The sequence below is a fragment of the Deltaproteobacteria bacterium genome, assembly GCA_016183175.1.
Taxonomy (GTDB): Bacteria; UBA10199; UBA10199; order UBA10199; family SBBF01; genus JACPFC01.
The window spans coordinates 1-21,981 of record JACPFC010000092.1; the positions used below are offsets into that span (position 1 = coordinate 1).

19 protein-coding genes and 2 pseudogenes are annotated in these 21,981 nt (G+C 53.2%); 4 read left to right on the plus strand and 17 right to left on the minus strand.

Annotated elements, in window-relative coordinates; genetic code table 11:
- Window positions 1-42: 42 nt before the first annotated feature.
- The 12 genes from HYU99_09075 to HYU99_09130 all read right to left on the minus strand — a co-directional run bounded on the left by HYU99_09075 (window position 43) and on the right by HYU99_09130 (window position 10,039).
- Window positions 43-291 (minus strand): type II toxin-antitoxin system Phd/YefM family antitoxin, encoded by a 249-nt coding sequence (locus HYU99_09075; protein ID MBI2340497.1) that lies wholly within the window; start codon window positions 289-291, stop codon window positions 43-45.
- 43 nt (window positions 292-334) lie between these two features.
- Complete coding sequence (locus tag HYU99_09080) at window positions 335-571, minus strand: DUF4911 domain-containing protein (protein ID MBI2340498.1); 237 nt, start codon at window positions 569-571, stop codon at window positions 335-337.
- Complete coding sequence (locus HYU99_09085; GenBank protein MBI2340499.1) at window positions 568-1,611, minus strand: SDR family oxidoreductase; 1,044 nt, start codon at window positions 1,609-1,611, stop codon at window positions 568-570. Before HYU99_09085 ends, HYU99_09080 begins: the two co-directional genes overlap by 4 nt.
- Entirely contained in the window at window positions 1,608-2,918 is a 1,311-nt protein-coding gene (thiC, locus tag HYU99_09090; GenBank protein MBI2340500.1) for a phosphomethylpyrimidine synthase ThiC, read from the minus strand. The genes HYU99_09085 and thiC overlap by 4 nt, the downstream gene beginning before the upstream one ends.
- Before the next feature lies 1 nt (window position 2,919).
- Window positions 2,920-3,699: a thiazole synthase gene (locus HYU99_09095; GenBank protein MBI2340501.1), complete on the minus strand. Its 780-nt coding sequence runs from the start codon at window positions 3,697-3,699 to the stop codon at window positions 2,920-2,922.
- Window positions 3,699-4,817: a glycine oxidase ThiO gene (gene thiO, locus HYU99_09100; GenBank protein MBI2340502.1), complete on the minus strand. Its 1,119-nt coding sequence runs from the start codon at window positions 4,815-4,817 to the stop codon at window positions 3,699-3,701. Before thiO ends, HYU99_09095 begins: the two co-directional genes overlap by 1 nt.
- Window positions 4,817-5,020: a sulfur carrier protein ThiS gene (gene thiS, locus HYU99_09105; GenBank protein MBI2340503.1), complete on the minus strand. Its 204-nt coding sequence runs from the start codon at window positions 5,018-5,020 to the stop codon at window positions 4,817-4,819. Before thiS ends, thiO begins: the two co-directional genes overlap by 1 nt.
- A gap of 184 nt (window positions 5,021-5,204) precedes the next feature.
- The gene (locus HYU99_09110; GenBank protein ID MBI2340504.1) at window positions 5,205-7,313 is read right to left on the minus strand and encodes a cytochrome c/FTR1 family iron permease; all 2,109 of its coding nucleotides are present in this window, start codon (window positions 7,311-7,313) and stop codon (window positions 5,205-5,207) included.
- A complete protein-coding gene (locus HYU99_09115; GenBank protein ID MBI2340505.1) occupies window positions 7,297-8,190 on the minus strand; it encodes an FAD:protein FMN transferase in 894 nt (297 codons plus the stop codon). The genes HYU99_09110 and HYU99_09115 overlap by 17 nt, the downstream gene beginning before the upstream one ends.
- Window positions 8,187-8,702, minus strand: coding sequence for a hypothetical protein (locus tag HYU99_09120; GenBank protein ID MBI2340506.1), 516 nt, complete (start codon window positions 8,700-8,702; stop codon window positions 8,187-8,189). Before HYU99_09120 ends, HYU99_09115 begins: the two co-directional genes overlap by 4 nt.
- Window positions 8,689-9,225: an FMN-binding protein gene (locus HYU99_09125; GenBank protein ID MBI2340507.1), complete on the minus strand. Its 537-nt coding sequence runs from the start codon at window positions 9,223-9,225 to the stop codon at window positions 8,689-8,691. Before HYU99_09125 ends, HYU99_09120 begins: the two co-directional genes overlap by 14 nt.
- A 37-nt stretch (window positions 9,226-9,262) precedes the next feature.
- Complete coding sequence (locus tag HYU99_09130; GenBank protein MBI2340508.1) at window positions 9,263-10,039, minus strand: hypothetical protein; 777 nt, start codon at window positions 10,037-10,039, stop codon at window positions 9,263-9,265.
- A gap of 334 nt (window positions 10,040-10,373) precedes the next feature.
- On the opposite strand from HYU99_09130, the gene HYU99_09135 reads away from it, so the two are divergent.
- Window positions 10,374-11,738 carry a hypothetical protein gene (locus HYU99_09135; GenBank protein MBI2340509.1) on the plus strand — a complete coding sequence of 455 codons (1,365 nt, stop codon included), beginning with the start codon at window positions 10,374-10,376 and terminating at the stop codon, window positions 11,736-11,738.
- Window positions 11,739-11,741: 3 nt separating this feature from the next.
- Here the strand turns inward: HYU99_09135 and HYU99_09140 are convergent, their stop codons facing one another.
- Complete coding sequence (locus tag HYU99_09140; protein MBI2340510.1) at window positions 11,742-12,476, minus strand: SDR family oxidoreductase; 735 nt, start codon at window positions 12,474-12,476, stop codon at window positions 11,742-11,744.
- A gap of 20 nt (window positions 12,477-12,496) precedes the next feature.
- On the opposite strand from HYU99_09140, the gene HYU99_09145 reads away from it, so the two are divergent.
- A complete protein-coding gene (locus HYU99_09145) occupies window positions 12,497-13,174 on the plus strand; it encodes a 7-cyano-7-deazaguanine synthase (GenBank protein ID MBI2340511.1) in 678 nt (225 codons plus the stop codon).
- Here the strand turns inward: HYU99_09145 and HYU99_09150 are convergent.
- Window positions 13,131-14,502, minus strand: a pseudogene (locus HYU99_09150) (replication-associated recombination protein A). The gene HYU99_09145 and the pseudogene HYU99_09150 sit on opposite strands and share 44 nt — an antisense overlap.
- Before the next feature lie 201 nt (window positions 14,503-14,703).
- On the opposite strand from HYU99_09150, the pseudogene uvrB reads away from it, so the two are divergent.
- Window positions 14,704-16,680, plus strand: a pseudogene (gene uvrB / locus HYU99_09155) (excinuclease ABC subunit UvrB).
- Window positions 16,677-18,368 carry an excinuclease ABC subunit UvrC gene (uvrC, locus tag HYU99_09160; protein MBI2340512.1) on the plus strand — a complete coding sequence of 564 codons (1,692 nt, stop codon included), beginning with the start codon at window positions 16,677-16,679 and terminating at the stop codon, window positions 18,366-18,368. The pseudogene uvrB and the gene uvrC overlap by 4 nt, the downstream one beginning before the upstream one ends.
- Here uvrC and HYU99_09165 read toward each other — a convergent pair.
- The 3 genes from HYU99_09165 to bamA are packed head-to-tail and all read right to left on the minus strand — an operon-like array spanning window position 18,365 to window position 21,897.
- Entirely contained in the window at window positions 18,365-18,934 is a 570-nt protein-coding gene (locus tag HYU99_09165; GenBank protein MBI2340513.1) for a hypothetical protein, read from the minus strand. The genes uvrC and HYU99_09165 overlap by 4 nt on opposite strands.
- The gene (locus tag HYU99_09170) at window positions 18,934-19,338 is read right to left on the minus strand and encodes an acyl-CoA thioesterase (GenBank protein MBI2340514.1); all 405 of its coding nucleotides are present in this window, start codon (window positions 19,336-19,338) and stop codon (window positions 18,934-18,936) included. The genes HYU99_09165 and HYU99_09170 overlap by 1 nt, the downstream gene beginning before the upstream one ends.
- On the minus strand, window positions 19,339-21,897 hold the full coding sequence (gene bamA, locus HYU99_09175) for an outer membrane protein assembly factor BamA (GenBank protein ID MBI2340515.1): 2,559 nt from the start codon (window positions 21,895-21,897) through the stop codon (window positions 19,339-19,341). It abuts the gene before it with no gap.
- Window positions 21,898-21,981 lie beyond the last annotated feature (84 nt).

Consider the following 21,981-nt stretch of genomic DNA (forward strand, 5'->3'; position numbering starts at 1 on the left):
CGAGCAGGAGCCAGAGAAAGGTGCAGGTATCGAGGAGAAAATTCATGTCGAATATTTGCCTTCGAACTCCTCAAGAATTTCCTCGGGAAGAGGATCATTAAAATTATCCGAAACCACAAATTCCCCCTTGCACAGCCCAATGGGGCGGGGTTCCTTCGACGATTTTTGAATGGGACGAATCTCGGCGATCGGCTTGTTATAATTGGAAACAATGATTGTTTCCCCTTTTTGAACCCGCTTCATAACTGCCGAAAAATGCTTCTTAATTTCGTTTATATTAAGTTGATCCATAACTAGACTATATAATAGATCATAAACTAAGTCAATATTACCTTCAATACTTCCCCTGCGACAGATCTGGCGGATCAGCAACAGGGATCATCAGAAATTCCTTCCCCAAATCCTCCAGAATTTCCCGGCAATCGTCCAAAAAATCGGGGGCGATGGCGACCTGTATCTTCCCTTCCGCCTCGTTGACGGTGGAGACGAGCATCATGTTCTCATAAGTCTCGAGAAGCGCCTTGATCAGACAAATATCCTCCCGGCGGACTTTGTAGAAGAGGTAGGTCACGGATGGTGTTCGCGGTAATAATTGATCATCACTTGGGCGTATTCCTTGAATGAGGGACAGTGCACGTCCGATGACGCGATGAACCTCTGTGTGTTTGCCGTGTCAAAGGTCACGCCGTGGTTGAAATAAACCAGCGATTCTCCCGGTACTCCGGTCACCTTGTCAAAAAAGCAGTATTTCCACAAAAATGCCGCAAGGCCGGTCGGCAGGTGGCCGATGGGACGGCTTTCGTCCCACAGACGGCAAAAGGTTTCGAAAAGCTCTCCGGAGGTCGGGGGATTCGGGTCGGCAAGCGCACAGGTGGCCCCGATCGCCTGTTCGTTGGTGAAAATTTCCACCGCAGAATTCACCACAAAATCGACCGGGACGATGTTGATCGGCGTTACGCTGGGGCCGATGTGAACGAGCGGGATTTTTAACCGCCGAAAACGGCGGATCAGCCCGATGGCGAAATAGGGGCCGTCAAACTTCGGAATTTCTCCCGTCCTCGAGTCCCCCACGACCACCGAGGGGCGAAAAACGGTGGTGGGAATTTCTCCCAGCCGTTTTCTCACCAAAACTTCCGCCTCATATTTGGTCGATTCGTAAAAATTCTTGAACTTCTGCCCCTTCTCCAGTTCCTCCTCATACACCTGCCCGTCACGCAGGCCGGCGACGTAACAGGTTGAAAAATAGCCGTGACGTTTCAGGTTTTTCAGCTTTTCGAGAAAATCGAGAACGTAACGCGTCCCTTCAACATTGACCTTCCAGGCGAGAGGTGAAGGGACGGTTAGGTCGTAGATGGCGGCGAGATGGAAGGCACTGTCAATGATCGAGGCCATTCGATCGAGTTGAGACCCCGAGAGGCCAAGATCGGGTTGGGTAATGTCGCCGTCAATTATCTCAATTTTTTTGGAGTCAATATCTCCCGCCACTTTCCGGGCGAGAGAGTGCATCCGCGGTTCGACAAGACAGACAAAGCGGCTGTTTGAGTCTTTTTCGATGAGTCGTCGGACAAGGCGGCCGGCGATGAAGCCGGGAAACCCGGTGATGAAGATCATATCATTGCCTCGATCCTTTTGTGTTCCACTTCGCGAATCTTCTGCGTGATTTCCATACTGCAAAAAGTCGGGCCGCACATCGAACAGAAATGGGCCTCTTTGAAGCCTTCGGCGGGAAGCGCCTCATCGTGCATTTTTTGCGCCGTTTCGGGATCGAGTGAGAGGGCAAACTGGTCTTTCCAGTTGAAGGCAAACCGGGCGCGGGAGAGGGCATCATCCCGTTCACGGGCAAAAGGGCGATGGCGGGCCACATCCGAGGCGTGCGCCGCAATTTTGTAGGCGATCACCCCCTGACGGACATCCTCGGCATTTGGAAGGCCGAGATGTTCCTTGGGAGTTACATAGCAGAGGAGGGAGGCGCCGGCATGTCCGGCTACTGTAGCCCCAATGCAGGAGGTGATATGGTCATAACCGGGAGCGATGTCGGTGACAAGCGGGCCCAGAACGTAAAACGGCGCGCCATGGCAGACCTTTTGCTGTTTTTCGACATTCATCGCGACTTGATCAAACGGAATATGGCCGGGGCCTTCCACCATGACCTGCACGTCGTGCTTCCAGGCTTTCAGAGTCAACTCACCGAGAACTTCCAGTTCCGCAAACTGGGCTTTGTCCGAGGCGTCCGCCAGACAACCGGGGCGAAGCCCGTCGCCAAGGCTGAAACTCACGTCATATTTTTTGAAAATTTCACAAATCTCGTCATAGTGAGTGTAAAGGGGATTCTCCTGGTTGTGGATGGTCATCCATTGCGCCATCAGCGAGCCGCCCCTGCTGACAATGCCGGTGGTCCGTTTTTTTGTCAGCGGAATAAAATCTCTCAACACGCCGGCATGGATGGTCATGTAGTCGACCCCCTGTTCCGCCTGCTCTTCAATGACTTTCAGCAGAAGGTCCTCCGTCAAATCTTCCAATTTCCGGACCCGCTGGATCGCCTCGTAAATGGGGACGGTGCCGATGGGGACGGGGCTTTCAGCGATGATGGCTTTGCGGATTTCGGGAATATTGCCGCCGGTGGACAAGTCCATCACCGTATCGGACCCCAAATGAACCGCCATGTGGAGTTTGGCCCGTTCTTCGTCGATCTTGGAGGTGACTGCGGAATTACCGATATTGGCGTTGATTTTGCATGTCGCCCCCAACCCAATCGCCATCGGTTCAAGATTTTTATGATTGATATTGGCGGGGATGATCATCCGGCCGCGGGCGATTTCCCGCCGCACCAGTTCCGGCGACAGGTTTTCCTTGTCGGCGACGAATTTCATTTCTTTGGTGATGATCCCTTTTCGGGCCTGTTGCATTTGGGTGGACATATTATTTCATTCCTCCATATTCAATCTTTCCCCTCTCCGGAGTCGATGGGGTTGCGAATTTCTTTTCAGGGATTCTTCCCGCTTCAAACGCCAGCCGTCCCGCCGAAAGGGCCTGTTTCATTGCGGAGGCCATTTTAACCGGATCTTTCGCTTTGGCAACCGCCGTGTTTAAGAGAACGCCGTCACAGCCGATCTCCATGGCAATAGCGACATGCGAGGCCGTTCCAACGCCGGCATCCACAATGACCGGCACCGTAACGCTTTTGCGGATCAGCTCCAGATTATTCGGGTTTCTGATTCCCTGCCCCGATCCAATCGGCGCCCCCAGCGGCATGACCGCCGGGCAACCCAAGTCGGCCAGTTTTTTACAAATAATCGGATCGTCACTGCAGTAGGGGAGGACGACAAACTTGTCGGCGAGCAGTTCCCGCGCCGCCTTCAGCAGTTCCTCGTTGTCGGGAAAAAGGGAATAGCTGTCGCCGATGACCTCCAGTTTGATCCAGTTTGTCTCCATCGATTCGTGGGCGAGCCTTGCCGTCAGCACCGCCTCTTTGGCGGTGTAGCATCCCGCCGTGTTCGGGAGCCACCCACAGCCTGTTTCCTTTATCACCGAAAAAAAACCATGTTCCGGGTCTTGGGCCAGGTTGATCCGTCGGACAGCGACCGTGACCATTTCCGTTCCCGAAGACTCGATGGCCTGTTTGAGAACCGTGAGATTCGGATATCCCGCGGTGCCGAGGAAAAGGCGCGAATGGAATGTTTTGTCCGCAATGGTCAGCATTAATTTTGAAACCTCCGGGTGCCGAAGACATCGAAAAATTTCGACTCTTTTTCCTGTACCATCAGTTCAGCCATCAATTTCCCCACAATCGGCGTCAAAAGAATTCCATGTCGGTACATCCCCATGGCCACAAAGAGACCTTCGATACCGGTTCGCCCCAGAATGGGACAGTGGTCCTCGGCGGTGGGGCGAAAACCGACCCAGGTTTTACGTACCTCCATTTCGGCGGTTGCCGGCAGAATTTTCCAGGCGCCATAGAGCAGGTCAAGCAGGGCGCCGCCGGTTACCCGATGATCCAGCCCCATCTCTTCATTGGTTGCCCCGACGACAATCCGTCCATCCGAGCGGGGGACCAGATAAACAGGGTAGCGGTGGATGGTGCGAATCGCGCGCGTCAAAGGAATCGTCTGGTTATTCACCAGTTCCAGCGCCTGCCCCTTCACCGGCCGGACGGGGAGCGAAAGATAATCGCCAAGGCCCTCGATGTCCTGGTGAATTCCGGTTGCGAGGCAGACAGTGGAAACGGGGAAGCGTTCCCCCTTTGCCTTGATGGCCCGGACTTTTCCCTGTTCAATTTCCAGTCTCTCGATCCTGGTGCCTTCGTGCAGTTGCCCCCCGGAGGCCAAGAAAGCCTTTTTTAGCGACTCAATCAGCCGAAGGTTGTCGAGAAAGTATTCGCTATCGGCGCGAATGGCCGCCGTGCATTGGCCGGAAAGGAGAGGCTCCAGAGCGGTCACCTCTGCGGGGGAAATCATTTCCACCGAAAGGCCGAGTTCCTTTTGATACTCGTGGAGGCGGTTCAGTTCGGCCTCATCGTCGTGGTCGAGGGCCACCATGAGCGAGCCATCCGTTCTAAAGTCGGTTGACAGGCCGCTCTGTTTTTCCAGTTCTTCAATAAAAACCGGATAGCTGTTTAGGCTTTCAAGAAATAATTTGAGCAGATCTTCCTCGCCAAACCGGACTTCAGAGGCGGGGGTAATCATCCCGGCGGCGGCCGAACTGGCCTCACTACCGGCTGTCCCTTTTTCAAAAAGGGCAACCACGGCTCCCAGGCGGGTCAATTGCCACCCGATGGACAAGCCGATGACTCCGCCGCCGATAATGGCTATGGGATTCATTATCCTCCTACAACCGGGCGAATGATTTCGATCTTGTCGCCGTCTTTCACGGTGACTTTTTGAAATTCCTGTCGGGGGACGACATCGTAGTTGAGGGCAACGGCGATGTGCGGGCTTTTGAGCTGGAGAAGCTGGACAAGACGCTCGATGGTGAGCGCATCGTCGAGCGCTTTTGGCTGGCCGTTGAGCTGGATGCGAATCACAGGAATTTTCCCTCCCGCCTTTTTTGGCGAGTCCGCCGAGTTTTAGTGGCGGACGCCGGCATTACCCGGATCAGGTTCTTGGGGTCTGTTCTCAGTCCGCCACGACTACATAGCGGACACCCCCGGTTCCTTATACAGTTGACAAATGGCTAACAGATAACGAATGGCCGTGTCAACCTTGCTGTTATTTCAGGCGGTCTGGGCGGGGGATGGCAGGGGAATCGGATTTCAGCGATTCGAGGTGCCGTTTGAATTCCTCGGCGCGGGTGAGGAGTTTTTGGTGGGGTTCCGTCCCTTGTAATCCAAGGACCTCCTGGTAGAATTCGTCGAACCTGCGTGGGATATCGGCATGAAGACGGTTCAGTTGTAAAATAATGTGGTGGATCCCTTTATCCAGGTCCTCCATATGGCCGACCATTTCTTTGACCTCGTCGTCCGAAATACGCCCTTTTGTCATTGCCGACTTTAAATGGTCCAGATGACCCTTCAGGTGCTCTTCAAGTTCGTGAAGAGAAAAAAGTTCCAGCGAGGTTTTCCGCATCCGGTCTTCCAGCCTCGATTCCTCCCGCGGCGCCTTCACCCATTCCTGCCACAAGAGCCCTGCAACAAAGATGCCGGCCAAAATCCCCTGAACCCCCGCCGATTCCAGCGAGGGAAAAATTCCCAGAGCGGGAAGGGTGAAAAATGGAATGGGGGTGCTTGGGATGAAATTTCCCTCCTGCAAGGAGTGAATTCCCTCCCCCGCAAAGACCACGGCGAGAAACAAAAGCATAATGCCGCTTGCACCAAAGAAAAGATTCAGCGGGATTTTTTTGCCGATTTTGAAAATCAGCCAGGAAGAAATTGCCAGAGCGGCAAAACCGATGATGACGCCAAACCCCAGAGAGAAGGATTGCCCCGCCGCCTGAAGGCGAAGGGCCTCAAAGAAGAGAATCGTCTCGAACGCCTCACGATAGACCGCCAGAAAGGCGGCAATGCCGACGCTCAAAAAACCAAGGTTTTTTGCCCGCCGTATTTTGCCGATGAGGAAATTTTTCCAGACCCGCACATCCCGTTTGGCGAAAATCCAGAAGCTCACATAAATCAGCACCATGGCGGCAACGAGGCTCACCCACCCCTCCATTCCCTCACGGGCCGCGCCGGAGATAACGCCACGGGCGATAAGCCAGGTGAGAAAGCCGACAATCAATGCGGCTGTCCAGCTCCCATGAACCCACCGGTTGAGGCGTCGGTCCTTCATGGCGCTGACGACAGACAAGATGATGGCAATGAGAAGAATTGCCTCCAGCCCTTCGCGGAAGATGATGGTAAATGAGGCCGCAAAGGCAACACCGGGCGAAAAAGAACCGCCCGCCGACAGCGCTTCCCGGCTCTTCTCCAGCGAATCCAGGAGATTTTTTCCCGTCGATTCGACATCTCCCTTGCCCCGGAGGGCGTTTCGAAAGGCCATGAAATTATTTTCCACTTCCGTCACCAGTTTTCCTTCCCCCATGGCGGATAAGACAGCTTCTGACTGCTCAAAGCCGTCGAGGTATGCGGAAACAGCGATATCGAGCGATCTTGACTCCATGCTTTCGCGGACGAGTGAAATGGCCCTGTCGATTGAACCTGCCGCTTTTTTATTGTTGCCGCCTTCGTCCACCTCTCCGCCAGGCTGGAACAAGAAGCTTGTCACCGCCCAGCGGTCCTCCTCCGACAGGTTGGCAAAGGAGGGCATGGCGGTGCCATCAATGCCGAAGGTGATTGTGTTGAAGACCTTAAACGGCGTCAGCGCGCCGATCACATCAGGGTCGGCAAACGCCGGGGGAGGGGGATCCATTATTTTTGCCGTTTCGGTATCAGCTTTTCCTGTCAGCCCGTGGCATTGGGCGCAACGCTCTCGGTAAATCTCCTTTCCCCGCGCCGGATCAGGAGGCGACTTTGGAGCGGTGACGATGGAAAATTCAGCGATTAATTTTGTTTTGAGACCGAGCGCCAGTTCCCGAACGTCTGCCGGCGGTTTTTTTTCCGCGATGGCCTCCTTAAGGTTTTTCTCGCCGGCACGAAGTGCGCTGTCAGGAACAACACCGGCGCTGTCAAGATAGTGACCAACAAGGTCAATGAAATCGACCATCTCCCGGTACTCCATGTCGCTTAAGATTTTTTCCCCTTCGGGGGCCACCGCCATTTGATAGTCACCGGCAATATAGTCAAGAATGGCCACGGCCCGTTGGGGCGCGATCTTGTCTGCGGCGGCGCCGGCGGCAAGAGGAACAAGAAACAGCAGAAGAAAAAATTTAATTGATTTGCCCATTTTCGATAAAAATAAATTCAATGTCCGGAATTTTGTTCCGGATCGCCTCGATTTTTTCCTTTCCCATGATAAAGGCGGCCGTGTCCCACGCATCGGCCAGAGAGGAATTTTTGGCAATGACGGTAACACTGCCGCTCCGCTCAACCGGCTTTTTTGTGTTGGCGTCGAATATGTGATGTCCCCGCTCATACAGGCCGGAGGTGGAGACGGCCCGGTTTTTGATCTTCAGATTTAGGACCGGTTCTCCATCGGGATTTTCCGGATCCCGAATAGAAACCTTCCAGCGCCCCCGAGCCAGAATTTCACCGCCTGCATTAATCAAAAATTTTTTGAATCCCGCCTTTTTCAGCGAGTCGGCCATTTGATCGACGATGTAGCCTTTCGCAATTCCGGAAACCGAGATATTTGTCCCTCTTTTCGAAAGTCGGGCGTAGAAATCCCCCCCACCCCCCCTTTGAGAAAGGGGGGTGACGCTCTTGTTCCCCCCTTTGAAAAAGGGGGGGTGGGGGGATTTGTCACCGCGAAGCTCGATGTCACGAAAAGTTACTGCTTTATCCGGTGACGCAAAAGTGACGTCGAACGCTCCATTGGTCAAATCTGAAATCCTGAAGGATAGTTCAAGAATTCGTGTCAGGTGTTCCCCGATGGGCATCCATTCTCCTCCCGCATTTCGATTCAGGCGGGAGGTTTGGCTGTTGGGCCTGAATTCGCTCACCTCCCCCTCAATCTCGCGGGCCCGGTCAAATGCCTCTTCCATCGCGGTAAAAGCGGCTATTTTTTTCGATTCCGGCGCTTTAATCGTCAGGCTGACCGGGACATCCCCCATAAGCACCTGCGTGCGGGCAAAGAGGACTGCGGCAAAGAGAATTCTCTTCATATTTTTTTAAACCACAATTCCCGAAGCGAGACGGCGGCCATAACGGCAATTGAAATCAGGATGGCGAACTGGGACAAGGGGAAAAGCCAGACCATTTTTGCCGAAACGTAGCGCAGGCACCATGGCGTGGCGTTGCTGACGAGGCTGGCGGCAAATGACAGAACGATAAAAAAAATCTTGGTCCGCCGTCCGGCGGACGAAAAGGCAAAAATCAGCCCCAGAAAGGCAAACAGAAAAGGCTGGCTGAAGGTATGCACATGCGCGACGGAAAGCATCGTCCGGTAGTCCTGCGGGAGCATGATCGCTTCGTCTCCGGCCGATTCGTCTCCGCGGTAATAGGCAACGGTCTTCATCATGTCGAAATGGCTCCGGTCGAAGACCTGAAGGAGAGATACGCCGTATCCGGTCAGCAGGGTAAGTATCAGACAGGTGGCAAGCCACCTAAACGGCCCCGGCCAACGGCAGAGGGGAAAAGGATTGGCCGGTGGCCCTGCCGCCTTAATTTTTTCCATAAAATACCTTCCAGAGAAACAATGCCCGTTTGACCCCCCGCGCCACCCCTTTTACCGAAAGGGTTGCGCCGGTGATGTTTGTAATATCCTGCCCCGCCTTAAACGGCTGATCGGCGTTTTTCCCTTTGAATTGATCGACAAACCGCCTTTCGTGTACTGCGCTCCCGTGCGATTCGCGGTAGACGAGTACTTCCACCGCTTTCACCTCCCCCTTTGGCGTGATCGCCGTCAAGAAGGTGATCGGCTCGGTTTTCCCGATTTCGTTGTCCACCAAGGCATAACCGTCAATCCGGCCCCCGGTTTTGGCCACGGCAAACTCCCACTCGGTTTTTCGCAATTTCGATTTGAGCTCTTTTTCGACAGCGGTTTTTTGTTCCTCCATCAGAGTTTTCCGTTCGTTGACAAAGGTGGAGGAGGGGAAGATGAATTTGAGCGCCTCTTCTTTTGTCAGGTAAACCGTGGTCTGCCCCCAAGCGCCTTGCGGCAGAAGGATGAGGAGCAGAAGAAAGAACATGCGCATCATGCCGTTTCAATATCTCCAAGTGCGATGCCCTTGTAAATTAAAAAAGAACGCCGGCAATCACTCTCGCCTCGATGGCCTCGTGTTCATCCAGGTTTCGGCCGCCGTTTTTCAAATCGAGAATTTGCGGCAAGAGGGTGAATGTCACCCACGCCTTTGTCCCCTCGTAATGGATATTCGGACCGACAAACAGGACAGAATGTTCGTATTCATTATAATGCGCCCATTCGCTATGGACGCGGGCCTCGAGGCCCAAAGACCAGTGGGGGCTTAGTTTGTAGGCCAGACCGAGGGTTTGTTCCAATTCAAGCTCGGTGAGCACTTCATCGTCCTCGAATTCCCAGACATGTTCCGCTATCAGATTCATGGCCAGGATCCATTTTTCCCCAAAGATGTGCTCCAGAATGATTTTTTCCTCCCACTCCACTTCTTCACCTTCATACTTCGCCTCTCCGTAAAGGAGGAGCCCAAGCCATTTTGTATGGGGGCTCAAGACCATGTACTTCCACTCGGACGAAACTCCCTTGAATTCAAAGGCGTCGGCGCCGTCATCGTGGACATCCCGGAAGTTGAGATAGAGAGCGGTGGTCAGCCGGTCAGTCAGGCCGGTTTCGATTTCCTCGCGGAAGTCGAAACGGTAAAAATTTTGGGTATTTTTCACCGTTCGGAGGGTCAGCCACTGTTCGAATTCCCATTTCCCCTTTGGAAGCACGGAATCGGCTTCATAGCTGTAGGTAAAATGGCGGGCATCGGCCCAGGCGGATAATGCCGCCGCCATGGTCCCAATCATGACAATCAAACTTAGAGCATGTTTCATGCGGTTCTCCTTTTTGGCTGGTTGTGGTTGATGGGCAAATTTTATGAAATTGCAAATCACTTTCAATTTCATAATTGACAGGTTTAGTACCCTTCCGGGCGGGGCGGAGTCAAGAGAAAAGTGCAAAGGAGCAAAAAATTCGGCGAACCGTTGAAATCTCCCCGTTCAATATTTCCATGTAAAAAATAACCCTAAAAAAACTTATTTTTTAATTAACTATTTGATTTTATATATTAAATTTTAAGTTGACTTTGATAATTATTAGGGGCAAAATATCATTACTTTGGCTTTGATCCAATCCAATCGGGGTCCTGTCTAAAAAAGGGGGAATCTTATGAACTTTCGAGTTCCATTTTTGGTGAGTGTCTTTTTTTCGCTATGTCTGGCTGTCACTGCCTGTGGCGGTGGGGGCGGGGGCGGCGGCGGCGGGAGCGACAGCGGGGGAGGCAGTGGCGGCGGATCGACCGAGATCGATATCACCGATCCCGCGGCCCTTTCTTACGATATTTCACAGCTCGATGTCTCGGCGCAGAGTGGAAGCGAAGGCAATATTTCCGCCCTCATGAAGCGGGCCATCGGCGGTGAAGTCGGAGATGACTCAATCGCCGGATGTCAGGTCGACCAGATGGGGGGCGAGGCGGTGCGTATCGCCAAGCAGGTGGACCTCATCAACTGTTACGTCAGCCATATGCTTGACGCGGCCGGCGAGGAAATTCCGACGGACGAATTCGCCTATTTCAGCGTTGCCGTTCCCGAAGGGTTTGAAGGGGAGGATTTTTCCATCAAAGTGCGCGTGGGGAAGTTCGGCGAGGAGTTTAGAATGGATGCCTGTGAAGGCGGCGCATTGAGTATGGAACTCCGGACAACGCTTACCGATACCACCCTGGACGCCTCGGTCGTCAATCATTTTGCCCAGGGGGAATTTGACGAAAAGATGAGCGTCGATTTCAATGTGGAATTGGAGGAGGGGGCCACAGAGATGACGGTTGATACCGTAAGCTCCGCGGATATTACCGCCGAATTCGACGGAAATTTCGGCTTGGGGAGGATGGATTTTACCTACGATGGAACCACGGCGACAAACACCGTCAGCGGCGTCCATCAGGGGAATTTCGGAGCGGGAGATTCCTTCACCGGGCAGATTGGGGGCGAGTGGGATGCAACCGCCGGCGCCGCCAAATATTCGGCGACGGGGAGCTTTCCCGGCATTCCTGCCGAATTCTTGCCGCCGGAGGTTTCCGGTTCCGTTGGAGCGGGCCAGGTTGCCTGCCCCGACTTTGAGGACTGTGATCCCGGAGAGAATTTCGAAAACGATCCGGGTTGCCAGTTCAGCCCCGATATCAGCTGTTTTTGCTTCGAAGTGGTCGCTGAATCCGAAGGATGCACCTTCAGTGAAAGCGGGACGGAGGCCTTCAGCATCGCCTATGATACGGGAACGGAAGAAAAAACCTTCACCCTTGTCGAAACCAACGCCTTTGTCGATCCGGTGACGGCCTTGACCCTCCCCGGTGTGGAGGACATTTCCATTGCCTTTGCCGACAACTGGGATTGCTCCGGCACTTTCACCCCGGTCACCTTCACGTCGCCTCCAACCACCTGCATGGCCATGGAGGAAGAGGTCGCCGGCGGGAATGAAGACCACGACTCCTGTTTTCAGGAAAAGGGAGAAGACATAGGGGAAGAAGGGGGCGAATTATAGGCGTCACTGAATCAACCGTCCCCCATCGACGGCAAGTACGGTTCCGGTGGCAAAGTCGGTTTTCTCGACCAAAAAAAGGGTCGCCTCGGCAATATCCCGGGGCGACCCGATTTTTTTTAAGGGGAGATTCCTGATCAGTTTCTTTTGATCCGCGTTGGTGGTCCCCGTAAGCGGCAGGACCGGGCCGGGGGAGACGGCATTGACACAAACCTCGGGGGCCAGTTCCTTGGCCAGCGCCTTGGTGAGGCCGATGATTCCTGATTTTGACACGCAGTAGGGGAGATAATTTCTATACGGTCTTTCCCCGGCCCAATCGGCGATATTGACGATCTTGCCAAAACCTTTCTTTTTCATCTCCAATCCCGCCTGCCAGGCGAAAAGAAAACTTCCCTTCAGGTTGACGGTCATGAAGTGATCCCAATCTTTTTCGGTGATTTTTTCGAGGGGTGTCCGGTAAAAGTCAGCGGCGTTGTTGATGAGCACATCGATGCCCCCCCATCGCTTTTTCAGATCCTTGAGAATTTTCGCCACGTCGTTTAATTTTCCCATTTCCGCCGGATAGGCAACTGCCGGGACCTCGTTTTTGTATAAGTGCTTGACCATGAGATCGGCGTCTTTTTTTGATGTTTTGTAGGTAAAGGCGATTCGCGCCCCCCGCCGGGCGAAATTTTCCACCAGACAACGCCCCACCCGACGAGCCCCGCCGGTGATCAAAACAACCTTGTTTTGAAGATTCATAACGGATAGAGGATAACCCAATGAAAGCCGGAGTTCCATCAAACAATTCAATTACCATTCTGGCAAGCGGCGGGGCCGACAGCGCGGTTCTTCTGGATTGGGCGATCAAAAAATATCGGCGGGTTCACCCGGTCTACGTGAAACAGGGGTATTGCTGGGAGAAGGCGGAGATTTATTGGCTGAAGAAATTTTTAAGACAGATTAGTCGGGGGGGAAGGGGGGAGGGTGGTCTTGGTAAATTAAAGATTCTTGAGGCGCCGATGGGGGATGTCCTTAAGAATCATTGGAGCCTGAACAGCCGAAAAGTGCCCGGTGTCCGTTCGTCCGACAAGGCCGTCTACTTGCCCGGCCGGAATCTGTTTCTTTTTTCCAAGGCGGCGGCCTTTTGCGCAGAAAAAGGGATCGGTTCTTTTGCCGTCGGTTCACTGAAAGGAAATCCCTTCTCTGATGCGCGTCCGTTGTATTTCAGGGGATTGGAAAAGATCTTTCACCAGTCGCTGGGATTTGCCGTTAAAATCAAAAGCCCCTTTGTTGGGTGGAAAAAGAAGGATGTCCTCCACTATGGCCGGGGGTTGCCCTTTCATCTGACTTTTTCATGCCTCAATCCGAGAGGGATTAAGTCCTGCGGGCGATGCAATAAATGCGCGGAGCGGATCAAGGTGTTTTCTTCTTTTCCACCTTCTCCAGCCATTCCCTGATGTTTCTTTCATATCCGATGTCTGTCGGGTGATAATATTTTTTCCCCTTCAGTTTTTCCGGCAGATGCTCCTGGTCCACAATATGGTCTTTTTCGTCGTGGGCGTATTTGTACCCTTTGCCGTAGCCCAGATTTTTCATCAGTTTGGTCGGGGCATTGCGCAGATGCATGGGGGTCGGTAGTGGGCCGAATTGTTCGACATCGGACTTGGCGGACAGATAAGACATATAGGACGCATTGCTCTTCGGGGCGCCTGCCAGATAAGTGGCGCACTGTGCGAGTGGAATCCAACCTTCCGGCATGCCGACAAAGTCAAAGCTCTGCATGCAACTAATCGCCACCTGGACCGCCTGCGGGTCGGCATTGCCGACATCCTCGCTGGCAAAAATAACCATTCTTCTGGCCAGAAACAACGGTTCCTCCCCCGCCTCCAGCATCCGCGCCAGATAATATACGGCCGCGTCCGGGTCCGAACCACGCATGCTCTTGATAAAGGCGGAGATCAGATTGTAATGCTCCTCGCCCGATTTGTCGTAGAGGAGCGCTTTCTTTTGCAGGGCCGATTCGATGTGGGGGAGGGTGAGGGTGGATGGTGGATCGTCGATCGATGAAATCCCCCCCGGCCCCCCTTTTTCAAAGGGGGGGGGAGGGGGGATTTTTCAACAATGATACCGCTGTCTCCAGCGTATTCAACATCCTTCGCGCATCTCCATCGCTTGATTCGCAGAGATATTCTTCCGCCTCGGCGGCCGTTTTGATTTTTAATTTTCCCAATCCCCTTTTTTCATCCATCAGCGCGAAACGAAGAATTTTTTTCAAATCGTCCGTCGTCAGTGTTTTAAGAACCAGCACCTTGCATCGGGACAAAAGGGGGGAGACGACCTCAAATGAAGGATTCTCCGTCGTGGCGCCGATGAAAATAATCGTCCCTTTTTCGATGTACGGCAAAAAGGCGTCCTGCTGGGCCTTGTTGAAGCGGTGGATTTCGTCCACAAAAAGGATGGTTCGTTTTCCGTAGAGCTTCAGTTGACTGTCCGCCTCCGCAATCATCTCTTTGACCTCTTTAATGCCGGAGGTCACGGCAGACAGCGGGACGAATCGGCAATCCTTTTTTTTCGCCAACAGGAAGGCGAGAGTGGTTTTTCCCGAGCCGGGCGGACCCCAGAAAATCAGGGAGGGGAGGATGGGGGATTCAAAGACCTGCGTCAAAAATTTTCCGGGACCGACGATGTGGCTTTGTCCCGCAAATTCCTCAAACGTCTGTGGCCTCATCCGGTCGGCCAAAGGGGCGAGTGATTGCACATTTTGGGAAAAGAGATCGTTGGACATTTTACTTGGGGCCCTTTCGGCTCGGCTGATGCTACTCGCGTCTATTTATTTTCGGGCCTCAAACCCGCCTGCCAATCCGGCGGGCAGGTGGCCCCAAACCCCGCGCTCGCAACTGACAAAGCCAGATTGCTCGCTTAACTATAACCTATCCGAAGAGGACGACTCTTGCAATCGCTCCCGCTAGTCGCTAAATTGTGCTTCATGCCCTCCTTTAAAATCGTCTCCGAATACAAGCCTTGCGGGGATCAGCCGGAGGCGATTGAAAAGCTGGTCGATGGTGTCGACAAGGCTTTAAAACATCAGACCCTGCTCGGTGTGACCGGTTCGGGGAAAACCTTCACGATGGCCAATGTGATCGCACAAGTCCAAAAGCCGGCGCTGATCATTGCCCCAAACAAAACACTCGCCGCCCAGCTCTATTCCGAGTTCAAAGTTCTCTTTCCCGAAAACGCCGTGGAATATTTCGTCAGCTACTACGATTACTACCAGCCGGAGGCCTACGTCCCGCGGACAGACACCTACATCGAAAAAGACTCGGCCATCAACGAGGACATCGACAAGATGCGCCACTCGGCCACCCGATCGCTTCTCGAACGCCCCGATGTCGTCATCGTTGCCTCTGTCTCCTGCATCTATGGCCTCGGCTCGCCGGAGGCCTATCATGGGATGCTGGTGGACATCAAAAAGGGGATGAGCGTTTCGCGGACGGAAATTTTGAACAAACTGACAAACTGGTTGAAATCCAGTACGAGCGAAACGACATCGATTTTCACCGCGGGACTTTTCGCGTCCGGGGCGATGTCGTCGAAATTTTTCCCGCCTACGAGGAAGACCGCGCCGTCCGGATGGAGTTTTTTGGAGACGAGATTGATCAGATTTCGGTGATGGACCCCCTAAAAGTGGGGGTTGTAGAAAAGATTGATCAGATCGCCATATACCCCGGTTCTCATTATGTCACTCCGGAAGATCAGCTCAAACGGGCCATGGCGGCCATTAGAGAGGAGCTTGTTGAACGGGTCAAATATTTCAAGAACAACAACAAGCTGATTGAGGCCCAACGCATCGAGCAACGGACATTGTTCGATTTGGAGATGATTGATGAGATTGGTTTTTGCAAGGGGATTGAGAATTATTCCCGTCATTTAACCGGCAGGCCCCCTGGGGCCCCGCCGCCGACGCTTCTCGAGTATTTTCCAAAAGGTTTCCTTCTTTTTATCGACGAGTCGCATGTGGGGGTGCCTCAACTGGGGGGGATGTACGAAGGGGATCGGTCTTCCCTCGGCCCTCGACAACCGGCCGCTCCGATTTGACGAGTTTGAGGGGATGGTCGATCAGACCATCTATGTGTCCGCCACGCCGGGGCCTTATGAAATGCGGTTAAGCCGCGGGAAAGTTGTGGAGCAGGTGGTCCGGCCCACGGGGCTCATCGATCCGGAAATTACCGTCCGGCCGGTTGGATCACAGGTGGATGATCTCATGCAGGAGATTAACGGGGTGGTTGAAAAAGGGAATCGTGTTTTGGTGACGACGCTCACCAAACGGATGGCCGAAAATCTGACGCAGTATTATTCAGAGAGGGGAATGCGCGTTAAATATCTTCACTCGGATATCGAGACGCTGGAGCGGATTGAAATCATCCGCGATCTTCGGCTGGGGAAATTTGACGTGTTGATCGGCATCAATCTTCTCCGCGAGGGGCTCGATATTCCCGAGGTGGCGCTGGTGGCCATTTTGGATGCCGACAAAGAGGGATTCTTAAGATCGGAGAGGTCGCTCGTTCAAACCTTCGGCCGGGCCGCACGCAACATCGCAGGACATGTCGTCTGCTATGCCGATACGATGACCGGATCGCTTCAATCGGCAATTGCCGAAACAAACCGCCGCCGGGCGATTCAGGAGGCGTATAACTTAAAACACGGCATCACGCCCAGATCGGTGACCAAAGAAATCCGCGATTCGCTCTATATCGAATCGGAGGCCGATTATATGACGGTCCCGGTGGTCGCCGAGGGAAAAGGGGTGGATATGCCGTCCGAAGAAATTCCCTCAATCATCAACCATCTGACCCGGCAAATGAAAAAACATGCGGAAAATATGAAGTTTGAGGAGGCGGCATCTTTAAGAGATCAGATCAAAAAATTAAAGGAGATGGAATTGAGTTACGGGGTGAAGGTGTGAGCATCGAGGAAAAAATCGCCGAATTTCCGACCTCTCCCGGCGTCTATCTCATGAAAGGGGAAGGGGGAAAGATCATCTACGTGGGGAAGGCGGTGAATCTCCGCTCCCGCGTTCGAAGTTATTTTTCCAAAGAGGCCGACAGCCGGTATCAGGTTAAATTCCTGATGAACCGGGTGAGGGATATCGATACCCTCGTCACCGACAACGAAAAAGAGGCGCTTCTTCTCGAGAACAGCCTCATCAAAAAGCACAAGCCGCGCTACAACATTTTTCTCAAAGACGACAAAACCTACGTCAGCCTCAAGCTGACCGCCAATCATCCTTTCCCCAGTCTGATGGTCACCCGCAAGATCAAGAAGGATAAGGCCCTCTACTTTGGCCCCTATTCCTCAGCTCAGGCTTGCCGCGAGACGGTCGATTTTATTTATCGCCATTTTCGCCTCCGGACCTGTTCGGATCACGAAATCAACAACCGGTCGCGTCCCTGTCTGGAATATCAAATTCATCGCTGTAGCGCCCCCTGTGTCGGCTATGTCAGCCGGGAGGATTACGTCAGGCAGGTTGATCAGGTTCGGCTTTTTCTGGAAGGGAAGAACGAAACACTCATCGCACAGGCGAAAGAAAGCATGACTCGTGCGTCGGACAAGGAACGTTTTGAGGAGGCGGCCAAGTGGCGCGATTTACTGGCGAACTTGGAAGCGACGCTAGAAAAACAGAAGGTAGTCAAGCATGGCGGTCTGCACCAGGATCTGGTTTCGCTCTATCGAGAGGGAGACCGCGGTGTGATTGCGCTTTTTGTCATCCGCAAGGGAACACTGGTCGATTCCCGCTATTATCCGGTCGGATGTCTTGAGGAAGACGCCCAGGTGGTCGATCACTTTCTAAATCAGTATTATCTCGGATCTGTTTTTATTCCCGATGAGATTCTTGTTTCCCATCTTCCGGAAAACCCGGAGGTCCTCACACGGCTTTTGACGGAGAGAAAGGAAAAAAAGGTTGTCATCCGGGCGCCGCAAAAGGGGGAGAAAAAGGATTTAATCGAACTGGCCTTCAAAAATGCGCAGGCCCAATTTTCCCGTCTGGTGAATAAGGAGTATCAGACACAGGAGGCGCTCAAACTCCTTCAGGAAGCCTTAAGTCTTTCCAAATTTCCGCACCGGATGGAGTGTTACGATATCTCGAACATCTCCGGAAAAAAGGCCACCGGTTCCCGTGTTGTTTTTATTGATGGAGAGCCGGATAAGAATGAGTACCGGCATTATAAAATCCGGATGAAAGAGGAGCCGAATGATTATGCGATGATGAAGGAGGTGTTGGGGAGGAGGTTTGCCGTAGGGGCGTCATTTATGGCGCCCGGGCGCGATGAATCGCGCCCCTACAATCTTCCTGACCTCCTCGTCATCGACGGCGGCAAGGGACAGCTCAACGCGGCCTTGCAGGTCCTGGAAGAATCGGGTTTTGGTCAAATTGCCGCAATCGGTGTGGCCAAGGGGAAAGGGCCCGGCGCCCGGGCTAAAGGAATTTGGGAAGGAAAAAAGGAAGAAGAAATCTACCTTCCGCACCGCAAAAATCCGCTTGTCTTAAAAAAAGGAAGCCCCGAACTCCTGCTCCTCCAGCGCCTCCGCGACGAGGCCCACCGGTTTGCGATTAAGTATCACCGCAAATTGAGGGATGAGAAAAGAAATTAAGGTTTTGCCCAGGTGTAATAAACAATCATCTCCGGCGAGACACCCTGTTTTTTCGAACTGACATTCTGGATCCAGGCGCCGATGTTTAATGAATCGGAGGGACTCATCAGAAAGGGTTTGGGAAACCAGACCTGCTCGTCGATTTTGCCCGCCTCGTTATTTGTCGCAAAACTGACATGCATGAGCATCTCATGATCCCCCTTGGTCTGATAGGCCGGTTTCTGGTTTAGCCCCGCGGCGAATTCCACCAGCCGGGTCGACTTCCAGCAGTCCACGCTCATCAAGATACCGTGAATTTCGGCCGGACCGGAAAATTTCACCGAAATTTCATCGGGGCTTCGTCCCGAGGTAGAACCCTCCTGGTTGAAATACTTTTGGAATATCCGGCCGTGAATCCGGCCGTCGTCGCCGGGTGGTTTTGTCAGAGTCTCGGTCTGGACATCGAACATCGGAGGCGTCGGCACGGTCTTAACACGGCTGTTCTTCAAGCGGAGTTCCAGTTCAGAAAAATTGATGCTGATGAAAAACAAAACAGCCAGAAGGAAGATTGTAGGCCATCGTGTCATTAAGATGTCAGTTTTTTCCGGTATTCCTCCGGAATCGGCGTCGATTTTCCGGTTTTGTAATCGTACCAGACGAGGGCCGAACTTCCTGTCGCCACTTGTTCACCGTTCAGTTTGTCCATCATGTCATATTCAATGATGAAGCTTGAATTTTTCACCTGCGTCACGCGGGCCTCCACGACAAGCCGCTCATCCACATGAACCGGCTTGAGGAATTTGCAGGAGATTTCGGCAATGATGAAGGGAAAATGGGAGGCCCGGATCGGTTTTCCCTCTTCAATCCTGAAAAATTTTCTGAAAAGGGCCACGCGGGCCTGCTCGAAATAGGTGAAATAGACGGCATTGTTGGCGTGTCCCATCGGGTCGCAGTCGTTCCAACGGACGGTGATTTCGGCGGTCGTTTTCATCTAGAAAAAATAGCCGAAGGAAAAATGAAACCTCTGTCCTTTTTCCCCCTCTTTTTTGTCCAAAACAAACCCGTAGTCAAGGCGAATCGGCCCCACGGGGGTGAAATAGCGGAGACCGACACCGGCCGACTCCCGGATGGAGTCGCGCGAGATGCCGGTGATCGTCTCGGTCAGGCTTCCGGCGTCGAAAAATCCGGCCAGCTTGAAGTTGTTGAAGAGGCGGTAGTGAAGCTCCGCGTTGTAAATGACCGACGTGGTTCCGCCTCCGGAATCGACGGCATCCTCGTCAAAGCCTCTCACGGTGTCGTTTCCCCCCATGAAGAAAAGTTTTGTCACCGGAACGCGGGCGGAGGGATTGATGCGGAACAACTTGCCGGCCCTGAATGCGTTGACAAGCGTGAACCGGTTCAAGAAATGAAGATAGTGCGCGAGGTTGACCTTGGCTATGTTGAAAACATTGGAGGCGTCGGCCAGATCGGTGTCGAACTCGGTTGAGACAAGGGCGTAAAAGCCTCTGCCGGGATCGGCAAAATTGTCCCGCGTGTCGTAGGTGACGGAAAAAATATTTTCCAGAAAGGTGCTGTCAAAGAGGTTCTCCGCCAGCGCGTCGGTGTTGCTCTCGCCTTCAAAAATATTCATCCGGTTTGCCTGCATTTTCATCAGGACGGTCCAATCGGGGCCGAAATGTTTCAAGACCCCCACCGATCCGCCGAAAGAGGCGGCGTTGAACTGTTCGTCGTCTTCGTACTGGACAAAGTACTGGTTGACGAGGTTCCAGCTCGCCCCGTACACCCGCGGGGAATAGAAAGTCGCCTCGCCGCGGTCGAACTCGAAGCCGCCGACCAGGCGAAACTGAACCTGCTTGGCCAGGCCGAAAATATTTTGTTTGGTGAGAAGAAACTGGCCGGAGGCGAGCTTGTCGCTGTCAAAACCGGCATCCGCGTCGAAGGTCCAGCTTTTCCTTTCGGTGACCTGCACCTCCAGATCGACCACGGCGTTCTCCTTATCGACATCCGGGGTCAGGATCCGCACATGGTCGAAGATACCGAGCCTTTTCAGATTCAACTGGGCGTCGAGTATTTTTTTGTAGGTGTACGGATCGCCGCTTTTGATTTTTAAATTTTCCCGGATGACCTTCTCTTTGGTCGCGTATTGTCCGTTGATGACGATTCGGCCGATCTGCGCCTTAAGGCCCTCATCAATCGCGAATGTAAGCGACACCGCACCCGCCTGCGTGGCCGAAGCCACTTCGGCGTGGCGAAGGCCCGCCTCGCGATCAGGCTCCGTTGTCGCGTTGATTTTGACATAGGCGTAGCCTTTTTCCTGATAGAGGGCGATGATCTTATCCTGCGCCCGCGAGACCTTGTCGGCCTCCAGAGGTTTCTTGAGCTTTAATCCGGACTTTCGAAAAAGAGTGGAGGCCTCAAATTCCCGGTTGCCCTTGAAAAGAACATTGTCGAGAAGATAGGGGGTCCCTTCGTCAATGCCGACAACCATTGTCATCTGGTCGCGGAAACGGTTGGCCACGATCTCCCACTCGGTGACCTTCGCGTCGAACCAGCCGTGTTCATGATAATATTTGGCGATGCGGTCCACATCCTCCTCCACGATGTCTTCGCGAAAAAAGCCCTGACGGGCCAGGGTGTGCGGTTGGTTGCCCATCACCGAGACCAGCGCCTTTTCTCCAAAGGCTGTGGCCCCGTCGAAAACAACCTTTTTAAGCCGGGCCCGGTTTCCCTCGCTGATGGTGAAAGTGACATGAATTTCATTTTCCGATGGTTCAGTCACCTCCGCTTCGAGGCCGGCGTCGATAAATCCGTTGTGGCGGTAAAAATCAATCAGCCCCTGTTCGCTCCGCTCCACTTCAAACCGGTCATAGCCGCGATCCGTAAAAAAGGTGACATGATCGTCCAACCTCTGGGGCGAAAACCAGCGGTTGCCGTCGAAATTAATTTTGAGCCTTTTTCGTTCGATCATTTCGACGACAACGTTCACCCGTCTTTTTATTTCGTCTGTTTCCACTGAAATCAACTTGACCCGGGCGCGGACAAAACCGTTGTTACCATATTTCTGCTCGATTTTCTTGAGTTTCCTTTTGATCCGGCTCAACCGAAAGTGCCCGAACCCTTCGAGCTGGTTATGGAGCCAGGCATTCGAAAAAAAGGTGTTTCCAATGAATTCCGTTTTTCCCAGACGATAAGTCTTCCCTTTGTGAATGGCGATGCGGATGTTGACAAACGGCTTTTTAACGTCGGGTTTTGCGCTGATCGCGACGGTGGTGCCGGTGTAGCCCTCATTTTCAAAAAAATCGGCGATCCGTTTTTCGTTTTCGGCGATTGATTCGGGGTGAAAAGGCTCCCCCGACTGCAGGGAGCTCAATCGGAGAATTTTTTTTCCGAGATAGGGATAATTGCCGGTAACGCCGAGTTTTCGGATGATAAGCATCGGACGAGGCGCCTCGTCCGGTTTGTTTTTCCGCTGGAGGGAGAGCGCCGGCCAAACCGGAAAACTGCATAACAGGCAAAGTACAACAGTGAGCCGGATTCCGCGCTGGATCATTTAGACTTGGGGCCCTTTCGGCCCGTTTGTTGCTATTCGCGTCATGGATTTCGGGCCTCAAATGGCCCCAAACCCCACGTTCGC

Coding starts and splice junctions, on each gene's coding strand:
- HYU99_09075 (MBI2340497.1), bottom strand. CDS start 291: ATGGATCAACTTAATATAAACGAAATTAAGAAGCATTTTTCGGCAGTT.
- HYU99_09085 (MBI2340499.1), bottom strand. CDS start 1,611: ATGATCTTCATCACCGGGTTTCCCGGCTTCATCGCCGGCCGCCTTGTC.
- thiC (MBI2340500.1), bottom strand. CDS start 2,918: ATGTCCACCCAAATGCAACAGGCCCGAAAAGGGATCATCACCAAAGAA.
- HYU99_09095 (MBI2340501.1), bottom strand. CDS start 3,699: ATGCTGACCATTGCGGACAAAACATTCCATTCGCGCCTTTTCCTCGGC.
- thiO (MBI2340502.1), bottom strand. CDS start 4,817: ATGAATCCCATAGCCATTATCGGCGGCGGAGTCATCGGCTTGTCCATC.
- HYU99_09110 (MBI2340504.1), bottom strand. CDS start 7,313: ATGGGCAAATCAATTAAATTTTTTCTTCTGCTGTTTCTTGTTCCTCTT.
- HYU99_09115 (MBI2340505.1), bottom strand. CDS start 8,190: ATGAAGAGAATTCTCTTTGCCGCAGTCCTCTTTGCCCGCACGCAGGTG.
- HYU99_09120 (MBI2340506.1), bottom strand. CDS start 8,702: ATGGAAAAAATTAAGGCGGCAGGGCCACCGGCCAATCCTTTTCCCCTC.
- HYU99_09125 (MBI2340507.1), bottom strand. CDS start 9,225: ATGATGCGCATGTTCTTTCTTCTGCTCCTCATCCTTCTGCCGCAAGGC.
- HYU99_09130 (MBI2340508.1), bottom strand. CDS start 10,039: ATGAAACATGCTCTAAGTTTGATTGTCATGATTGGGACCATGGCGGCG.
- HYU99_09135 (MBI2340509.1), top strand. CDS start 10,374: ATGAACTTTCGAGTTCCATTTTTGGTGAGTGTCTTTTTTTCGCTATGT.
- HYU99_09140 (MBI2340510.1), bottom strand. CDS start 12,476: ATGAATCTTCAAAACAAGGTTGTTTTGATCACCGGCGGGGCTCGTCGG.
- HYU99_09145 (MBI2340511.1), top strand. CDS start 12,497: ATGAAAGCCGGAGTTCCATCAAACAATTCAATTACCATTCTGGCAAGC.
- HYU99_09165 (MBI2340513.1), bottom strand. CDS start 18,934: ATGACACGATGGCCTACAATCTTCCTTCTGGCTGTTTTGTTTTTCATC.
- HYU99_09170 (MBI2340514.1), bottom strand. CDS start 19,338: ATGAAAACGACCGCCGAAATCACCGTCCGTTGGAACGACTGCGACCCG.
- bamA (MBI2340515.1), bottom strand. CDS start 21,897: ATGATCCAGCGCGGAATCCGGCTCACTGTTGTACTTTGCCTGTTATGC.